A 15,035-nucleotide genomic window follows, 5' to 3' on the forward strand; every position below is an offset into this window, starting at 1 on the left:
TGGGGCAATTGGGGCAGCGGAGAGTGACGGAGCCCGAAGTTTCGGGCTCCGCGACCATTTTAGTCCGCGTCGGCGATGATTTCGGCGTATTTTGCCTGAGCATCTGCCGCGGAGTAGGACGGATCATTCCAGAACTCGACCATCAGGTCTTCGATCTGGCCTGAGGTGTCGGCAGACAAGACCTGATCACCGGACTGCAGGATGTTGCCGCTTGCGAGGATCTCCAGACCCTTTTTCATGCAGTCGTTCGCAGAGGCGAGATCAATATCGCCACGCACTGGCAGCGAGCCTTTCTTCAGGTTGAAGTTGACCTGAACTTCTGGGCTTAGAAGTAGCTTGGCCAGCTCTTTTTGCGCCGCTTCAATTCCAGGATCGTCCTGCTTCGGGAAGTAGAAGGCGTCACCGCCGGTGGAAATGATTTCATTCACACCCAGACCAGGCAGGCAGGTATAATCCTGGCCTGCAACTTGACCGGCAACTTGGAATTCACCCTGGGCCCAGTCCCCCATAACCTGTCCACCCGCTTGGCCTGTGATCACGAGGTTGGTCGCTTGGTTCCAATCTTGAACCTTGGAGTTCGCCGCCATAGCGCGCGCTGCAGCGGCAGCTTCAAATACTTTGGCCATCTCAGGGCCCGCCGCGGCTTCAGCGTCTTTGTTGACGTTGATTTTGTTCCATAGATCAGGGCCACCCACAGCCACATTGATCACGCCAAAGGCGCCGGAGGACTGCCATGCTTGTTGCCCCATGGCGAGTGGGATTTTGCCGGCGGCTTCAAGCGCAGGGGCGGAAGCAACAAACTCGTCCCAATTCGAAGGTACGTCGATGCCTGCATCTGCATAGGCTTGGTGGCTCAGCCATATCCACTGCCATGAGTGGATGTTCACGGGGGCGCAGTAGATTTTGCCATCGACTGTGCAGCTGTCGAGCAGGGACCCTGGATTTACGATGTCTTTCCAGCCCTCAGCTGTGGCCACATCGGTGAGGTCCAGCATCAGCCCAGCTTCTATCAGCTCCTCTGCTTGGCGCCCATGGTTCAGCTGAGTTGCATGCATTGGGTCGCCGCCAATGATGCGGCTGACAATGATTGGACGGGCTGTACCGCCAGAGCCCGCAATCGCGCCGTCGACCCAGGTGTTGCCCGTGGCGTCAAAAGCCTTGGCAAATTCAGAAACGGCAGCTGCTTCACCGCCTGATGTCCACCAATGAGTGACTTCCAGTTCTGCGGCAGAAACAGCGCCAGCAGCGCAAAACGCAACTGTAGCAGTGGTAGCTTTGTAAAAGTTCATTCTTTCCTCCCAATTTCGGCGTCATCGCCGTGTAATCGATTACATTTCCTCCCGAACATCTCTGCAGTTCAAGGCTCCTCTGCTAACAGAGGGAGTGGCATTGACAGTGATGTGTAATCGATTACATAACGGTAGCCCCGCTGCGAGCGGCGAGTCAATAAATAATTCGAGGCGCAAAAATATTAATGAAAACCTCAAAGCCCAAAGTCGTTGATGTGGCCCGATTGGCTGGGGTGTCCACTGCCACCGTGAGCCGTGTTTTGAACGACCCCTCGGTTGTGTCGGAAGCGACTAGAGAGGCTGTATTGAAGGCCGTTAAGGACACGGGATACCGGGTCAATCGCGCCGCTAGAAATCTTCGCACAAACACCTCTCGGACGGTATTGGCGCTTGTGCCTAACCTGTCCAACCCTTTCTTTTCGAACATCCTTTCTGGATTGGAGCGAGAGCTGAGTGCGGCGGACTACAGCTTGCTCGTGACCGACAGCGGAGACGCACAGTTAACGGCTGACCAGATTCAACGATACATTGCAGCTGGGCAGGCAGATGGCTTGGTCATTCTGGACGGGAGCATTGATTTGACTGAGCTTCAAGTGGTGCAATCAGCGACGGCCCCGGTGCCTATCGTTTTTGCCTGTGAGTGGGTGGAAGGTTTCTCTGGCCCGTCGGTGCGCGCCGACAATGAGGCGGGGATTCGCATGTTGGTGCAGCATCTTTGGCAGCAGGGTCATCGCAGGTTTGGTCATGTTGCTGGCCCGGACACCAACGTGCTTTCCCATCGTCGCCAGAGTGCGTTTGAAAACGCCGTTCAGGAGTGTGGCGGAGAAGTCCAGTCGGGCTGGATGTTGCCGGGCGATTTTTCCATTGCGGCAGGCAAAGAGGCCGCTGCGCGTGTGGCTGCAATGCGCGATGGACCAACCGCTTGGGTCTGTGCCAGTGACCAAATCGCTTTCGGCCTGATTGCCGGATTGACAGAGGCCGGAATCAAGGTGCCAGACGATGTGTCTGTCACGGGGTTTGACAACATTGAAATGACCGAGGTGTTTAACCCGCCGCTTACGACAATTCACCAGCACCGCAACAAGATGGGCAACGAAGCTGCACGCCGCCTGTTGCAACTCTTGCGCGGTGGGCAGCCCAGCACAGCTTCCCCAACAATCATGCCGGTCTATCTGGTGGATCGCAAAAGCACCGGGCCTGTGCGGGAAAAGGAACAGGCCTAAGCCTGGCGCGTTAGCCGCCGGTGTGGCTCATGTGGCGCGACATTTGCCCGTCCACAACTTGACGGGAATAGTCGAAATCGTGGCCCTTAGGTTTCAGCGCGATGGCTGCGCGAATGGCGTCTTCGAGCGCCGCGTCACTTTCACTACCGCGCAAGGCGCCCCGCAGATCGGCCATGTCTTCTTGCCCCAAGCACATGAACAACTGTCCGGTGCAGGTCAGGCGCACTCGGTTGCAACTTTCACAGAAGTTGTGGGTCATCGGGGTGATGAAGCCGATTTTTTGACCGGTTTCTTCCAGACGTACGTAGCGGGCAGGTCCACCGGTGCGCTCGGCGAGATCGGTCAGTGTGTAGCGCTCTGCCAGTCGGCCGCGCAGATCATCTAGGGACCAATACTGGTCAATGCGGTCCTCATTGCCCAGATCGCCCATCGGCATCACCTCAATCCAGGTCATGTCCATGTCACGCTCCGCGCACCACTCTGCCAACGTGAAGAGTTCGTCCTCGTTGAAGCCTTTTAAAGCAACTGCGTTGATCTTAATGCGAAGACCAGCGGCCTGTGCGGCGTCAATGCCACGCATCACCTGTTCAAGACGGCCCCACCGGGTGATGTCGGCAAATTTTTGGTCGTCGATGGTGTCCATGGAGATGTTCACACGTCGCACACCATAAGAATAGAGCTCCTCGGCGAAGCGCTCCAATTGAGAACCATTGGTTGTCAGGGTCAGCTCTTTCAGGGCACCGCTGTCTAGATGCCGTTTCATGCCTTTGAAGAAGGTCATGATGTCGCGCCGCACCAAAGGTTCACCACCGGTGATGCGCAGTTTTTCAACGCCCAGCCGGATGAAGGTGGAGCACATACGATCCAACTCTTCGAGCGTCAAAAGTTCCTTTTTGGGAAGGAACGTCATGTTCTCCGCCATGCAATAGACACAACGGAAGTCGCATCTGTCAGTGACGGATACACGCAGGTAAGACACCGCGCGGTGAAACGGATCGATCAATGGTGCAGTCATACTGCATTGGTAGTGGCCAAAATCGAGATGGGCAAGGGCGCCTAAAGTTGTAGCCGCAAAACATCTTTGTGAGCGCAGGTGCTCATTTGCCTGGAACAAAGTGCCTAGCTCAAACGCTTGCTGGCTTCCTTCACTGCAAAGGGCTTCATGTCGTTCGCATGTTTTTCCAGAAAGTCGCGGACACGATCCGGATCGTGCTTTGACAAATCACGCAACCACCAGCCAATTGCCTTTTGAATAAACCATGTGTGGTCAGGGACATAACTTGCGGCCCAGCCCAGAATGCGGTCGCGGGCTTGCAGCTCCTCCGGCTTGGGGTGGTTTTGCTTTGTCCACGGCAATGTGATGACCAAGGCTGCCCGGCGTGTCCACATGTGTTCGGACGTGGTCCAGGTCTCAACTTGATCCAGTCGGGTCGGATCGGCGACCAGACGCTTTTGCCCAGCCATACAGGCGTGGTCCGCAATGGCCCAACTGTCAAAATCGGCAGTCCAGCTGGCGACCAGTTCCCAAGCGTCTTCGTCAGGGCGCAGTCGGGCCTGGGTGAGCACTTTTGACGCGGCAATGCGGGCTTCAAAAATGTCTGTTTGCCACAGTTCGGAGGCGAGTTGAACGCGTTGATCAACTGTCAGCGTTTGCCGCCAGCACTTGGTGATGTCGTTGAGCGCCGGATTCGGGATGCCGAGAACCTGACGCGATTGCTTGTGGTAGGCGGCCATGCCTTCGGCACGTCCGGGTTCAATCAGAGCCTCAAGGGCGGTTAGGGCGTCCTGAAGTTGCATCATTCCACCGTCACGGATTTGGCGAGATTGCGTGGTTGGTCCACGTCAGTGCCTTTGGCAACCGCTGTGTGATAGGCCAGTAATTGGGCCGGAACCGCGTAGAGGATCGGGGACAGTATATCGGACACCTGCGGCATCTGGATCGTGTCCCAGGTTCCTTCAGCTCCGTCCTTTAGGCCATGACTGTCCGTAATGAGGAGCACTTTGCCAGCGCGGGCCATCACTTCCTGCATGTTGGAGATCGACTTGTCGTAAAGCTCATCATGCGGGGCCAGAACCACCACGGGCACGTGTTGGTCGATCAGCGCAATTGGTCCGTGTTTGAGTTCGCCAGAGGCATAAGCTTCGGCGTGAATGTAACTGATTTCCTTAAGCTTCAGCGCTCCCTCGAGAGCCAGTGGGAACATACGGCCGCGACCCAAAAACAGGATGTCTCGCGCTTCTGCCAGCTTAGCGGCGACCTGTGCAATTTGAGTTTCGGAACTCAAGGCTTGGTTCACCAGTCCGGGCAATGCACGTAAGTCAGACAGATGCGCCTCTAGCTCCTCGGAGGAGAGGCGCCCGCGGTCACTGGCCGCTTTCAAAGCAAGGACCAAAAGAACACTTAATTGGCAGGTGAAGGCTTTGGTCGAGGCCACGCCAATCTCCGCACCCGCCAGGATTGGCAGCGCCAGATCACTTTCACGGGCGATGGAGCTTTCGGCCACGTTCACAACCGACACGATTTTTTCCGCTTTGCCAGCGCAGTAACGCAGCGCGGCAAGAGTGTCTGCGGTCTCGCCAGACTGGGAGACAAAAAGCGCGACAGTGCCTTCGGTGATAGGTGGCTCTCGGTAGCGGAATTCGGAGGCCACATCGACTTCTACGGGAATGCCGGCGATTTGTTCAAACCAGTATTTGGCGGTTAGGCAGGCGTAAGAGGCGGTGCCACAAGCAACCATGACCAGCCGATTCACTTTGGTGAAATCGATGTCTGCGCCCGGGAGAGTGATCTCGGTACCGTCATTTGGCAGGTAGTGGCGAATGGCTTCGCCCAAAACGGTGGGTTGCTCGGCAATTTCTTTCGCCATGAAATGTTTGTGCCCACCTTTGTCGACCTGAGTTTGGTCGATGTTGATGGTCTTGCACTCACGCTGAACTTTGTTGCCGTCCAGGTTGCGAATGGTGAGGCTGTTGCGCGTTACTACGGCGCTATCGCCTTCCTCAAGATACGTGATGCGATCGGTGAGCGGGGAGAGCGCGATGGCATCGGACCCGACAAACATCTCACCGTCCCCGTGGCCGATGGCCAGCGGGGAGCCCTTACGGGCTGCCACGATCAAATCTTCCTCTCCCTCAAACAGGAAAGCCAGAGCAAAGGCTCCCTCAAGTTGAGAGATAGTTTTGAGAGCTGCATCAACAGGTTCTAGGCCGGATTGCATGTGGCTTTGCGCCATAAGAGCAATGGTCTCTGTGTCGGTTTCGGTGACAAAGGAGATGCCTTTTTCTGCCAACTCAGCGCGCAGCTCGCGGAAATTCTCGACAATGCCATTGTGTACAACGGCAACGGGCCCAGCTTGGTGCGGGTGCGCGTTTGTTACGCTGGGCGCACCATGGGTGGCCCAGCGGGTGTGGCCGATCCCGGACTTGCCGCGCAGTGGTTCATGAACCAGCAGGTCGGAGAGGTTCACGAGCTTGCCCACCGCGCGACGGCGATCCAGAATACCGTCGTTCACGGTTGCGATGCCTGCGCTGTCATAGCCGCGATATTCAAGCCGTTTTAAGGCTTCCACCAGAATTGGCGCGACTTCGTGGTTGCCAAGGACCCCAACAATTCCACACATTATTTGCTCTCCAATGCGCGTTTTTGTTTTTTCTTTTTTAAGATTTCGAACAACTTCCGCGCGACACCAGGTTTTGTCTGTTGCTCCGCACGTGAGATGGCCAACGCTGCCTCAGGTACGTCTTTGGTGATCACCGAACCGGAGCCGGTCATTGCTTCGTGGCCGACGCTCACCGGAGCCACCAACATGGTGTTGGACCCGATGAAAGCATTATCGCCGATGGTTGTGTGATGCTTCATCACGCCATCGTAGTTGCAAGTGATGGTGCCCGCGCCAATGTTGGTGCCCGCACCCAAGGTGGCGTCGCCAATGTAGGACAGGTGATTGACCTTGGTTCCTTCGCCAACTTCGGCGTTTTTGATTTCCACAAAGTTACCGACATGCACGTTTTCGGACAGTTCCGCGCCTGGACGTAGACGTGCATAGGGTCCAACGGTGGCACCGCGCGAAACGTGGCAGCCCTCCAGATGTGAGAATGCGCGAATGCGGGTGCCGGACTCAACAGTGACACCTGGACCAAAATAGACGTTTGGTTCAATCAACGTGTCACGTCCAATCACGGTATCAAAAGACAACATCACCGTGTCCGGTTGCTGCAATGTTACGCCCAGTTCCATCAGTTCCTGACGGGCATTGGTCTGAAACACGGCTTCCGCTTCTGCCAAATGTGCGCGCGAGTTGATGCCAAGTGTTTCGCTTTCATCACAAGAAACAGCTGTGACGCCAAGTCCACGTTTGCGGGCCAATCCCACTGCGTCTGTCAGGTAGTATTCCCCTTGCGCGTTTTGCGGGGTGATCTCGTCAATCAGAGAAAACAATGTGGCGCGATCGGCCAGCATCACGCCGGAATTACAGAAGGTTACGGCACGTTCCTCATCGGAGGCATCGGCAAACTCGACGATTTGGTCGAGCTGATCACCGGACATGACAAGGCGTCCGTATTTGCCTGGGTCTGCTGCCTCAAAGCCGAGCACCACAACGGCATTGTCGGCTTTGGTCGCCACCATTTTTTCAAGTGTTTCCGCTCTGACAAACGGGGTGTCGCCAAAGAGGACAATCACATCGCCATCAAAGTCCTGCAGGGCTTCGCGACAAACATCGACGGCATGCGCGGTGCCGTTTTGCTCTTTCTGCTCCACTACGACGACATCTTCGTCAAACTCTTTAGCAGCGGTTTGCACCGCGTCAAATCCGTGACCGGCCACAACCACGGATCGGGAAGGCGACAAGGCCGCGCCCGCTTGCATGGCATGGACCAGCATCGGCGCGTTTGCGATGGGATGAAGGACCTTCGGCAGGTCAGAATTCATCCGTGTGCCTTTGCCTGCGGCGAGGATGACAAGTGCGATGCTCATCTGATTTCTCTTTTATTTCGATTGTGCCCGTTTTATCCGAGTGCAGGAAGGGTGCAAGGCCAAGGGCCATCAATTCAGGTTGCGCCTTGTAACAGCGCTGCGCGGGAACTCGCGCAGGCGGCAGGGAGCACGACATGAAGACCGTGGTTTTTGATTTGGACGGAACCCTGGCGGACACCAGCGGCGATTTGATCGCGGCTGCCAACGTGTGCTTCCGCGACATGGGGCACGGCGATGTTTTGTCAGTGGGGACCGACGCTGGTGTTGCATTGCGTGGCGGGCGGCGCATGCTGACCGAGGGGCTGACCCGGCTTGGCGCTATGGATGAGGCCGTGATTGCAAAGTATTACCCTGTTCTTTTGGAAGCTTACGGCGGCGCAATTGCTGAGCATACTGTAATGTATGACGGTGCGATGGACGCAGTCGAGGTGCTCAAGTCTCAAGGCTACGGCGTTGGCATTTGCACAAACAAGCCTGAGGGATTGGCGGAACAGCTTCTGCAAGCGCTGGGCGTTCGGGATGCCTTCGGCGCGTTGGTCGGGGCAGACACATTGCCCGTGCGCAAACCGGATCCCTTGCCACTGGTGGAAACGGCGAAGCGGTTAAACGGCGACCCAGCGCAAACCTTGTTGGTTGGTGACAGTGATACCGACAGGAACACGGCCCGGGCGGCGGGTGTTCCGAGCGTTTTGGTGACATTTGGGCCAAGTGGCGAAGATATGGCGGCGTTGGAGCCCGAGGCGTTGTTGCATGACTACGAGGCTTTACCGCAAGTTGTGGCGGCGTTGATTGGGCGTAACCCTTCCTGACATTCGGATGAGGCCATTTGCCTTTTACCTAGCCAAGCTTGAGAGATTGAGACCATCGACATGAGCGAGACATTCACCGGGAACTTCACGCAGCAAGAGCCAATCTCTGAAGAGGCTATTGACGCAGCGGTTGCGGTTATGCGGGGCGGGCGGTTGCACCGTTACAACCTGTCAGAAGGCGAGCTTGGTGAAGTGTCGCAGCTTGAACAGGAGTTTGCGTCCCTGGTGGGAAGCAAGTTCTGTCTGGCCGTTGCTTCTGGTGGCTATGCTCTGGCCTGCGCGTTGCGGGCCATGCAAGTGCAACCCGGAGACCGTGTGCTAACCAACGCATTTACCTTGGCGCCGGTGCCAGGGGCGATTGCCAGTGTTGGTGCGGTGCCGGTTTTTGTTGGTGTTACAGAAGGGCTGGTTATCGACCTAGACGACCTAGAGGCCAAAGTGGGTCAGGCAGATGTGCTAATGTTATCGCATATGCGGGGGCATATTTGTGACATGGATGCCTTGATGGCGATCTGTGAGGCGCACGGCATTAAAGTGATTGAGGATTGTGCCCACACGATGGGCGGGGGCTGGAAAGGTGTAGCCTCGGGCCGCCATGGCGCTATGGCGTGTTATTCCACCCAAACCTACAAACACATCAATTCAGGCGAGGGTGGGTTCCTGATCAGCGATGATGAGGAGTTGATGGCGCGGGCGGTCATGCTCTCCGGCAGCTACATGCTCTACGAGCGACATGGCGCGGCGCCTTCTACGGACGTTTTTGAGCGGGTTAAATATCACACGCCAAATGTCTCTGGCCGCATGGATCATCTGCGCGCCGCGATTTTGCGGCCTCAGTTACAGAACCTTGACGCGCAAGTAGACAACTGGAACGCGCGGCATGACATCTTGTTAGCTGGGCTACGCGACACCCCTGGTTTGACGGTGGTCGAGCGGCCGGAAGGGGAGGCCTACGTCGGAAGTTCCATTCAATTCCTGCTGTTGAATTGGACCGAAGCGCAAATTGGCGAGGCTTTGCGGCGCTGCGCCGAGCGCGGTGTCGAGCTCAAGTGGTTTGGTGGCGCGGAGCCGGTGGCCTTCACATCCCGCTACGACAGTTGGCGCTATGCGCCGTCTGAGGCGATGCCTGCAACTGACCGTATTCTAAAAGGCATTGTGGATATGCGCATCCCGCTGACGTTTTCCGAGGCGGATTGCGCTTTGATCGCGCGCATCATCCGGGCGGAAGTCAGCGCAGTGTACCAAGCTGGCTAAGCTAGCCTCAAAGAATGTCGAGCGCGGCCTCGGGTGGGCGGCCCAAAGCGGCCTTGCCATTGGCCAATACGATTGGACGCTCGATCAGTTTGGGGTTTTCTGCCATCGCCGCCAACAAGGTGGCGTCATCATCGGACTTGGATAAACCCAATTCTTTGAACAAGGCCTCTTTCGGGCGCATCATGTCGATCACAGGTAGGCTTAGTAGTGCTTGCACCTCGGTGAGCTCTTGCAAGCTTGGGGCATCCTCAAGGTAACGCCGCACCGAGACTTCCCCCTTGGCTTCCATCAACGCGAGGGTTTGGCGTGATTTGGAGCACCGCGGGTTGTGCCAGATTGTGATCATAGCCAGTCCTCTCGTTTGCTTCCAACGGCTTCTTCCACGTTGGCGAAGCCGTCCTTTTGCAGCAGTTTATCCAGGTCCCGAATGATGGTTTCCGCCACGGAAAACCCGCCATATACCAAGGCTGTATAGAGCTGCACCGCGCTCGCACCGGCGCAAATTTTTGCGTAGGCTTGCTCGGCAGATCCAATACCGCCAACGCCTACCAGTGGGATTGAACCGTCGGTGAGTTTGGACAGCTGGGCTAGAACCCGCGTGGATTTCTCAAAAAGTGGGGCGCCGGACAGGCCGCCAGCCTGATCTTTGTCTGCGCTTTGCAGACCTTCGCGGGACAACGTCGTATTGGTGGCGATGATGGCATCCAACTGGCTTTCCACCGCCACTTCCGCAATTTCTGCCAATTCGTCGTGGGTCAGATCGGGCGCGATTTTCAGGAACACCGGAATTTTTCGCTCAAGAGCGTCTCGTGTTTCCATCACGCCAGCCAAGAGAGCAGACAGGGCAGCTTTACCCTGCAAATCCCGCAGCTTCTCTGTGTTGGGGGAACTGACGTTGACGGTAGCAAAATCCAGATGCGCGCCGCAATGCGCCAGCACGCGGGCGAAGTCTTCGGCGCGGTTCTCGCTGTCCTTGTTGGCCCCGAGGTTGAGGCCAATCACAGCGTTGCGCGGGCGTTGCGTAAGACGGCTGCCGATGGCCTCCATGCCGTCGTTGTTAAACCCAAACCGATTGATGGCGGCCTTGTCTTCGGACAAGCGGAATAGGCGGGGTTTCGGGTTGCCCGGTTGCGGACGAGGCGTTGCGGCGCCAACTTCTACAAAGCCGAAGCCAGATTTGGAAAGCGCATCTAATGCGGTGGCGTTTTTGTCAAACCCCGCAGCTAGCCCAACAGGGTTGGGCAGATCGAGACCTGCAAGCGTGGTTTTGAGGCGCGGCGAGGTGATCTCGCCCGGCGCATTGCCGAAGCCCATTTCCAGAGCCTTCAGGGCCATGCCGTGAGATTTTTCAGGGTCCATGCTCCGCAGGACGTTCATGCCAACAGTTTCAAGGCTGCGTTTCAGGCTCATGACAACACTCCGGCCGGGAATTCGTGCTTACCTTCAACCAGCGGCAGAGGCTGAGCCCAGGTCACATCGGTTAGGCGCAGTTCGCGATAAAGGTGCGGGAACTCGGCGCCTCCACGGGAGACCTCCCACTTCAGATCATCGCCCATCGGGTCGCTTTCACAGGCCAGCAGGAATAGGTTTTCCTCGCCTGCAAAGTGTTTTGCAGCGGTTTCGGCGGCTTGCGCGGCGGTGGAGAAATGCACGTAGCCATCGGCCACATCAACAGGCGCGCCCACGGAGTGCCCTACGGCCCGCAGCGCCGCCCATTCGTCGGAGCGGAATATCTTGAAGATCAGCATGGCCTGCTCATGCAACGGACACGGCGCAAGGTCAAGCGCGACACGAATTGTTAAATCTTTGACATTTGAGCCGATTAAACGGCACGATATTGACTGAACGATAAAAAGAGAGGGGATTCTCCATGATTACTCGACTGATGACAGGGGCGGCAGCACTGGCCGTAACGGCCGGAATGGCCGCGGCGGACTACACGCTGACGATTTTGCACACCAATGATTTTCACGCCCGTTTTGAGCCAATCTCCAAATACGACTCCGGTTGTAGCGAAGACTCCAATGCTGAAGGCAAGTGCTTTGGCGGTTCCGCGCGTCTGGTGACTGCGCTGGCGGATGCGCGTGCGCGCTCCAACAACTCGATCCTCGTGGATGGCGGTGACCAATTCCAGGGCACGCTGTTCTATACATATTACAAGGGCAAGCTTGCTGCAGAGATGATGAACAAGCTTGGCTACGACGGCATGACCGTGGGCAACCACGAGTTTGACGATGGCCCGGAAGTGCTGCGCGGCTTTATGGACGCGGTTGATTTCCCTGTGTTGATGTCCAACGCGGACTTCTCTGGTGAAGAGCTGCTGGCAGACAAGCTGCTGAAGTCGACCGTGATCGAACGTGGCGGCGAGAAGATTGGCCTGATTGGCCTGACGCCCCAGGACACCGATGAACTGGCGAGCCCCGGCCCAAACGTTATCTTCACCGACCCTTCCGAGGCGGTGCAGGGTGAAGTTGATAAGCTCACCGAAATGGGCGTCAACAAGATCATCGTGCTGAGCCACTCCGGCTATGGTGTGGATCAGAAGGTTGCGGCCAACACGACCGGTGTTGACGTGATTGTAGGCGGCCACACCAACACACTGCTGTCCAACACTTCCGATCGCGCAGAAGGCCCGTATCCAACTATGGTTGGCAACACCGCAATTGTGTCGGCTTATGCCTACGGCAAATTCCTCGGCGAGTTGAACGTGACTTTCAACGATGCAGGCGAAATTGTTGAAGCTGCTGGTGAGCCGATCATCATGGATGCGGCCGTTGCAGAAGACGAAGCCACCAAGGCGCGCATCGCCGAAGCAGCAGCGCCGCTGGATGAAATCCGCAACCGTGTTGTGGCAGAGGCGGCGGAAGCCATTGACGGCGAACGTGGTTCCTGCCGTGCGGCAGAGTGCACCATGGGCAACCTGATCGCGGACGCCATGCTCGACCGTGTGAAAGACCAGGGAGTTCAGATCGCCATCCAGAACGGTGGCGGTATCCGTGCTTCCATCGATGCGGGCGAAGTCACCATGGGTGAAGTACTGACCGTGCTGCCGTTCCAGAACACTCTGTCCACCTTCCAGGTGACCGGTGAAACCATTGTTGCGGCTCTGGAAAACGGTGTGAGCCAGCATGAAGAAGGCGCTGGTCGATTCCCTCAGGTTGCGGGCATGTCTTATGCCTTTGACGCAAGCAAAGAAGCCGGTTCCCGCGTAAGCGACGTGATGGTTGGCGGTGAGCCAATCGACATGGGCAAGCTCTACAGCGTGGTGTCCAACAACTACGTGCGCAATGGCGGTGACGGCTACAAAATGTTCCGTGACGCGCAGAACGCCTATGATTTTGGTCCAGACCTAGCTGACGTAACTGCCGAATACCTGGCGGCCAAAGGCCCATTCAAGCCTTACTTGGACGGTCGTATCACCGTCAAATAAGGTGTTTGACTTGACGATCTTTGCCCTCGCCAGGAAACTGGCGGGGGCTTTCTTTTGAGGCAGGCATGGATCATCCCCTTATTGATTTGATCAACCAGAAAATCCGCGAGGCGGAGGAGGCTGGCGACTTCGACAATCTGGAAGGGGCGGGGAAACCGCTGCCTAAAGAAGACGATCCGGAAAATGCATTGCTCAACCGGCTGGTAAAGGAAGCCGGCGGCGTGCCGGAGTTTGTGTCGCTATCGCGTGAGTTGGCTAAGCTCCGAGAGGAATTGCGAGAAACTGGAGACCGGATCCGGCGGCAAGAGATTATGAAAGAGATGTCGATGATGGACGCCAGGATCGAACTGGCGCGGAAGGCCAATCGCTGATGTGCGGACGGTTTGCGATCACCTTGCCGACCGATGCCATGGCGCAGTTATTTGCGGCCACACCTGCCAACAACCTGCCCGAGGTGCCCAACTTCAATGTGTGCCCCACCAATCAGATCCATGTGGTTTTGGGCGAGGGGGCAGCGGCGCGGCGGTTGGTCTCGATGCGCTGGGGCTTTATCCCGCATTGGTACAAAACGGCTACGGACGGGCCGTTGCTGATAAATGCGCGGGCGGAGACTTTGGCGGAAAAGCCTGCGTTTAGACAAGCCTGTCGGGAACGGCGGTGCTTGATCCCGGTGACAGGGTTTTATGAATGGACCAAAGACAGCGAGGGGATGCGCTGGCCGTGGTACATCTCCGCCGGTGCGCCCTTGGCCTTGGCTGGTGTGTGGCAGGAATGGACGCAGGGCGAAGAGGCCATGAGTACCTGCGCGATAGTGACCACCTCAGCCAATGAAACCATCTCCCAAGTCCACCACCGGATGCCCGTGGTGATTGACGAGGGCGATTGGGGGTTGTGGCTTGGTGAGCAGGGGCATGGGGCGGCCACTCTGATGAAGGCGGCGAAAGAGGATCTCCTGTCTTTTCATCAGGTTGATCGTGCGGTGAACTCCAATCGTGCGGCAGGGTCTGCGTTGATCGAGCCGATCTAGTATTCGATTTTTGGCGAAGGTCCGGGGTGGATTTTCAAGAAAACTGCGACAATCCTTCAGCTTCAGAAGGGCCGGTAGTGCCTTGGCGTCACGCAGTTGGCCTGAGATGATGGGATGAACTTTTTGGAGGGTCCCATGTCCCGGTCTTCGTATTACGCACCTCAAGGTGGCTTGCCGCCTCAAACCCAATTGCTCACCGACAGAGCGATGTTCACCGAGAGTTTTGCGGTGATCCCGAAAGGCACGCTCACCGATATCGTGACGTCCAACTTGCCATTCTGGAACGATACGCGAGTCTGGGTGATTGCCCGGCCGATGAGCGGGTTTTCCGAGACGTTTTCGCACTACATTGCCGAAGTCGCACCCGGCGGTGGTAGCGAGAAACCCGAGCTGCACCCGGAAGCGCAAGGTGTGTTGTTTGTGGTTGAAGGCAGCGTGGTTGTGACCATTGAAGGTGCGCGCCACGAGCTTGGAGATGGCGGCTATGCTTACCTGCCAGCGGGCAGTGCCTGGACGCTGAAGAACGACAGTGATGCGCCAGCCAAGTTCCACTGGGTTCGTAAGAAATATGAAGCGGTTGAGGGGATTGAGGCGCCAGAGGCCTTTGTCACCTCCGATGCGGATACACCAATCAACTACATGCCGGACACGGATGGCAAATGGGGCACCACGCGCTTTGTGGAGCCAGACGATCTGCGCCATGACATGCACGTTAATATCGTGACCTTTGAGCCGGGTGGGGTGATCCCGTTCCTTGAAACTCACGTGATGGAGCACGGGCTCTATGTGTTGGAAGGTAAGGCGGTCTACAAACTCAACCAAGATTGGGTCGAGGTTGAGGCGGGCGATTACATGTGGCTGCGTGCCTTCTGCCCGCAGGCCTGTTACGCGGGTGGACCGGGCAAGTTCCGCTATCTGCTCTACAAAGATGTGAACCGCCATATGGCGCTTTGAGGCGGCATTATTGGTGTTTTGCCAGCAACTGATTGGGTTGTGGCAAAATGCCTGCGCTTGATAGCGATAACAAA

General features: G+C 56.9%; 15 protein-coding genes. 7 read left to right on the plus strand and 8 right to left on the minus strand.

The genetic code is table 11. The features are described 5' to 3' along the window. Window positions 1–59 precede the first annotated feature (59 nt). Window positions 60–1,289, minus strand: a complete 1,230-nt coding sequence (locus SIB92_RS00525) for an ABC transporter substrate-binding protein (protein WP_412553979.1) — start codon at window positions 1,287–1,289, stop codon at window positions 60–62. A gap of 185 nt (window positions 1,290–1,474) precedes the next feature. Here SIB92_RS00525 and SIB92_RS00530 point away from each other — a divergent pair, with 185 nt between their 5' ends. Further along, a complete protein-coding gene (locus SIB92_RS00530; protein ID WP_412553980.1) occupies window positions 1,475–2,512 on the plus strand; it encodes a LacI family DNA-binding transcriptional regulator in 1,038 nt (345 codons plus the stop codon). Between the two features lie 10 nt (window positions 2,513–2,522). Here SIB92_RS00530 and moaA read toward each other — a convergent pair whose 3' ends face one another. The 4 genes from moaA to glmU form a co-directional block, all read right to left on the minus strand. Further along, window positions 2,523–3,527 (minus strand): GTP 3',8-cyclase MoaA, encoded by a 1,005-nt coding sequence (gene moaA, locus SIB92_RS00535; protein WP_412553981.1) that lies wholly within the window; start codon window positions 3,525–3,527, stop codon window positions 2,523–2,525. A 104-nt stretch (window positions 3,528–3,631) separates the two neighbouring features. Beyond that, window positions 3,632–4,309 (minus strand): DNA alkylation repair protein, encoded by a 678-nt coding sequence (locus tag SIB92_RS00540; protein ID WP_412555778.1) that lies wholly within the window; start codon window positions 4,307–4,309, stop codon window positions 3,632–3,634. Further along, a complete protein-coding gene (glmS, locus tag SIB92_RS00545; RefSeq protein ID WP_412553982.1) occupies window positions 4,309–6,132 on the minus strand; it encodes a glutamine--fructose-6-phosphate transaminase (isomerizing) in 1,824 nt (607 codons plus the stop codon). Before glmS ends, SIB92_RS00540 begins: the two co-directional genes overlap by 1 nt. Then, the gene (gene glmU, locus SIB92_RS00550; RefSeq protein WP_412553983.1) at window positions 6,132–7,487 is read right to left on the minus strand and encodes a bifunctional UDP-N-acetylglucosamine diphosphorylase/glucosamine-1-phosphate N-acetyltransferase GlmU; all 1,356 of its coding nucleotides are present in this window, start codon (window positions 7,485–7,487) and stop codon (window positions 6,132–6,134) included. The genes glmS and glmU overlap by 1 nt, the downstream gene beginning before the upstream one ends. 134 nt (window positions 7,488–7,621) lie before the next feature. Here glmU and SIB92_RS00555 point away from each other — a divergent pair, with 134 nt between their 5' ends. Together SIB92_RS00555 and SIB92_RS00560 are read left to right on the plus strand one after the other, a co-directional pair. Beyond that, a complete protein-coding gene (locus SIB92_RS00555) occupies window positions 7,622–8,296 on the plus strand; it encodes an HAD-IA family hydrolase (RefSeq protein WP_412553984.1) in 675 nt (224 codons plus the stop codon). 60 nt (window positions 8,297–8,356) lie between these two features. Beyond that, window positions 8,357–9,550 carry a DegT/DnrJ/EryC1/StrS family aminotransferase gene (locus tag SIB92_RS00560; protein ID WP_412553985.1) on the plus strand — a complete coding sequence of 398 codons (1,194 nt, stop codon included), beginning with the start codon at window positions 8,357–8,359 and terminating at the stop codon, window positions 9,548–9,550. A gap of 7 nt (window positions 9,551–9,557) precedes the next feature. Here SIB92_RS00560 and arsC read toward each other — a convergent pair whose 3' ends face one another. The 3 genes from arsC to SIB92_RS00575 are packed head-to-tail and all read right to left on the minus strand — an operon-like array spanning window position 9,558 to window position 11,298. After that, window positions 9,558–9,896, minus strand: a complete 339-nt coding sequence (gene arsC, locus SIB92_RS00565) for an arsenate reductase (glutaredoxin) (RefSeq protein WP_412553986.1) — start codon at window positions 9,894–9,896, stop codon at window positions 9,558–9,560. Beyond that, window positions 9,893–10,960, minus strand: coding sequence for a quinone-dependent dihydroorotate dehydrogenase (locus tag SIB92_RS00570; RefSeq protein ID WP_412553987.1), 1,068 nt, complete (start codon window positions 10,958–10,960; stop codon window positions 9,893–9,895). The genes arsC and SIB92_RS00570 overlap by 4 nt, the downstream gene beginning before the upstream one ends. After that, entirely contained in the window at window positions 10,957–11,298 is a 342-nt protein-coding gene (locus SIB92_RS00575) for a DUF952 domain-containing protein (protein ID WP_412553988.1), read from the minus strand. The genes SIB92_RS00570 and SIB92_RS00575 overlap by 4 nt, the downstream gene beginning before the upstream one ends. Window positions 11,299–11,420: 122 nt before the next feature. Between SIB92_RS00575 and SIB92_RS00580 the strand changes: the two genes are divergently transcribed. The 4 genes from SIB92_RS00580 to SIB92_RS00595 all read left to right on the plus strand — a co-directional run bounded on the left by SIB92_RS00580 (window position 11,421) and on the right by SIB92_RS00595 (window position 14,961). Next, window positions 11,421–12,980: a bifunctional metallophosphatase/5'-nucleotidase gene (locus SIB92_RS00580; RefSeq protein ID WP_412553989.1), complete on the plus strand. Its 1,560-nt coding sequence runs from the start codon at window positions 11,421–11,423 to the stop codon at window positions 12,978–12,980. 65 nt (window positions 12,981–13,045) lie between these two features. Then, the gene (locus tag SIB92_RS00585; RefSeq protein ID WP_412553990.1) at window positions 13,046–13,351 is read left to right on the plus strand and encodes a DUF1992 domain-containing protein; all 306 of its coding nucleotides are present in this window, start codon (window positions 13,046–13,048) and stop codon (window positions 13,349–13,351) included. Continuing rightward, on the plus strand, window positions 13,351–14,007 hold the full coding sequence (locus SIB92_RS00590) for an SOS response-associated peptidase (protein WP_412553991.1): 657 nt from the start codon (window positions 13,351–13,353) through the stop codon (window positions 14,005–14,007). Before SIB92_RS00585 ends, SIB92_RS00590 begins: the two co-directional genes overlap by 1 nt. Window positions 14,008–14,142: 135 nt before the next feature. Further along, complete coding sequence (locus SIB92_RS00595; RefSeq protein WP_412553992.1) at window positions 14,143–14,961, plus strand: bifunctional allantoicase/(S)-ureidoglycine aminohydrolase; 819 nt, start codon at window positions 14,143–14,145, stop codon at window positions 14,959–14,961. The last annotated feature ends 74 nt before the right edge of the window (window positions 14,962–15,035 follow it).

Source organism: Shimia sp. MIT1388 (assembly GCF_047124445.1).
In the GTDB taxonomy this organism is placed as follows: Bacteria; Pseudomonadota; Alphaproteobacteria; order Rhodobacterales; family Rhodobacteraceae; genus Shimia.

Excerpts from the sequence above, each read along its gene's own strand:
- moaA (WP_412553981.1), bottom strand. The coding sequence starts at position 3,527 with ATGACTGCACCATTGATCGATCCGTTTCACCGCGCGGTGTCTTACCTG.
- SIB92_RS00575 (WP_412553988.1), bottom strand. The coding sequence starts at position 11,298 with ATGCTGATCTTCAAGATATTCCGCTCCGACGAATGGGCGGCGCTGCGG.
- SIB92_RS00595 (WP_412553992.1), top strand. The coding sequence starts at position 14,143 with ATGTCCCGGTCTTCGTATTACGCACCTCAAGGTGGCTTGCCGCCTCAA.
- SIB92_RS00580 (WP_412553989.1), top strand. The coding sequence starts at position 11,421 with ATGATTACTCGACTGATGACAGGGGCGGCAGCACTGGCCGTAACGGCC.
- SIB92_RS00585 (WP_412553990.1), top strand. The coding sequence starts at position 13,046 with ATGGATCATCCCCTTATTGATTTGATCAACCAGAAAATCCGCGAGGCG.
- glmU (WP_412553983.1), bottom strand. The coding sequence starts at position 7,487 with ATGAGCATCGCACTTGTCATCCTCGCCGCAGGCAAAGGCACACGGATG.
- glmS (WP_412553982.1), bottom strand. The coding sequence starts at position 6,132 with ATGTGTGGAATTGTTGGGGTCCTTGGCAACCACGAAGTCGCGCCAATT.
- arsC (WP_412553986.1), bottom strand. The coding sequence starts at position 9,896 with ATGATCACAATCTGGCACAACCCGCGGTGCTCCAAATCACGCCAAACC.
- SIB92_RS00540 (WP_412555778.1), bottom strand. The coding sequence starts at position 4,309 with ATGCAACTTCAGGACGCCCTAACCGCCCTTGAGGCTCTGATTGAACCC.
- SIB92_RS00590 (WP_412553991.1), top strand. The coding sequence starts at position 13,351 with ATGTGCGGACGGTTTGCGATCACCTTGCCGACCGATGCCATGGCGCAG.
- SIB92_RS00530 (WP_412553980.1), top strand. The coding sequence starts at position 1,475 with ATGAAAACCTCAAAGCCCAAAGTCGTTGATGTGGCCCGATTGGCTGGG.
- SIB92_RS00570 (WP_412553987.1), bottom strand. The coding sequence starts at position 10,960 with ATGAGCCTGAAACGCAGCCTTGAAACTGTTGGCATGAACGTCCTGCGG.
- SIB92_RS00525 (WP_412553979.1), bottom strand. The coding sequence starts at position 1,289 with ATGAACTTTTACAAAGCTACCACTGCTACAGTTGCGTTTTGCGCTGCT.
- SIB92_RS00560 (WP_412553985.1), top strand. The coding sequence starts at position 8,357 with ATGAGCGAGACATTCACCGGGAACTTCACGCAGCAAGAGCCAATCTCT.
- SIB92_RS00555 (WP_412553984.1), top strand. The coding sequence starts at position 7,622 with ATGAAGACCGTGGTTTTTGATTTGGACGGAACCCTGGCGGACACCAGC.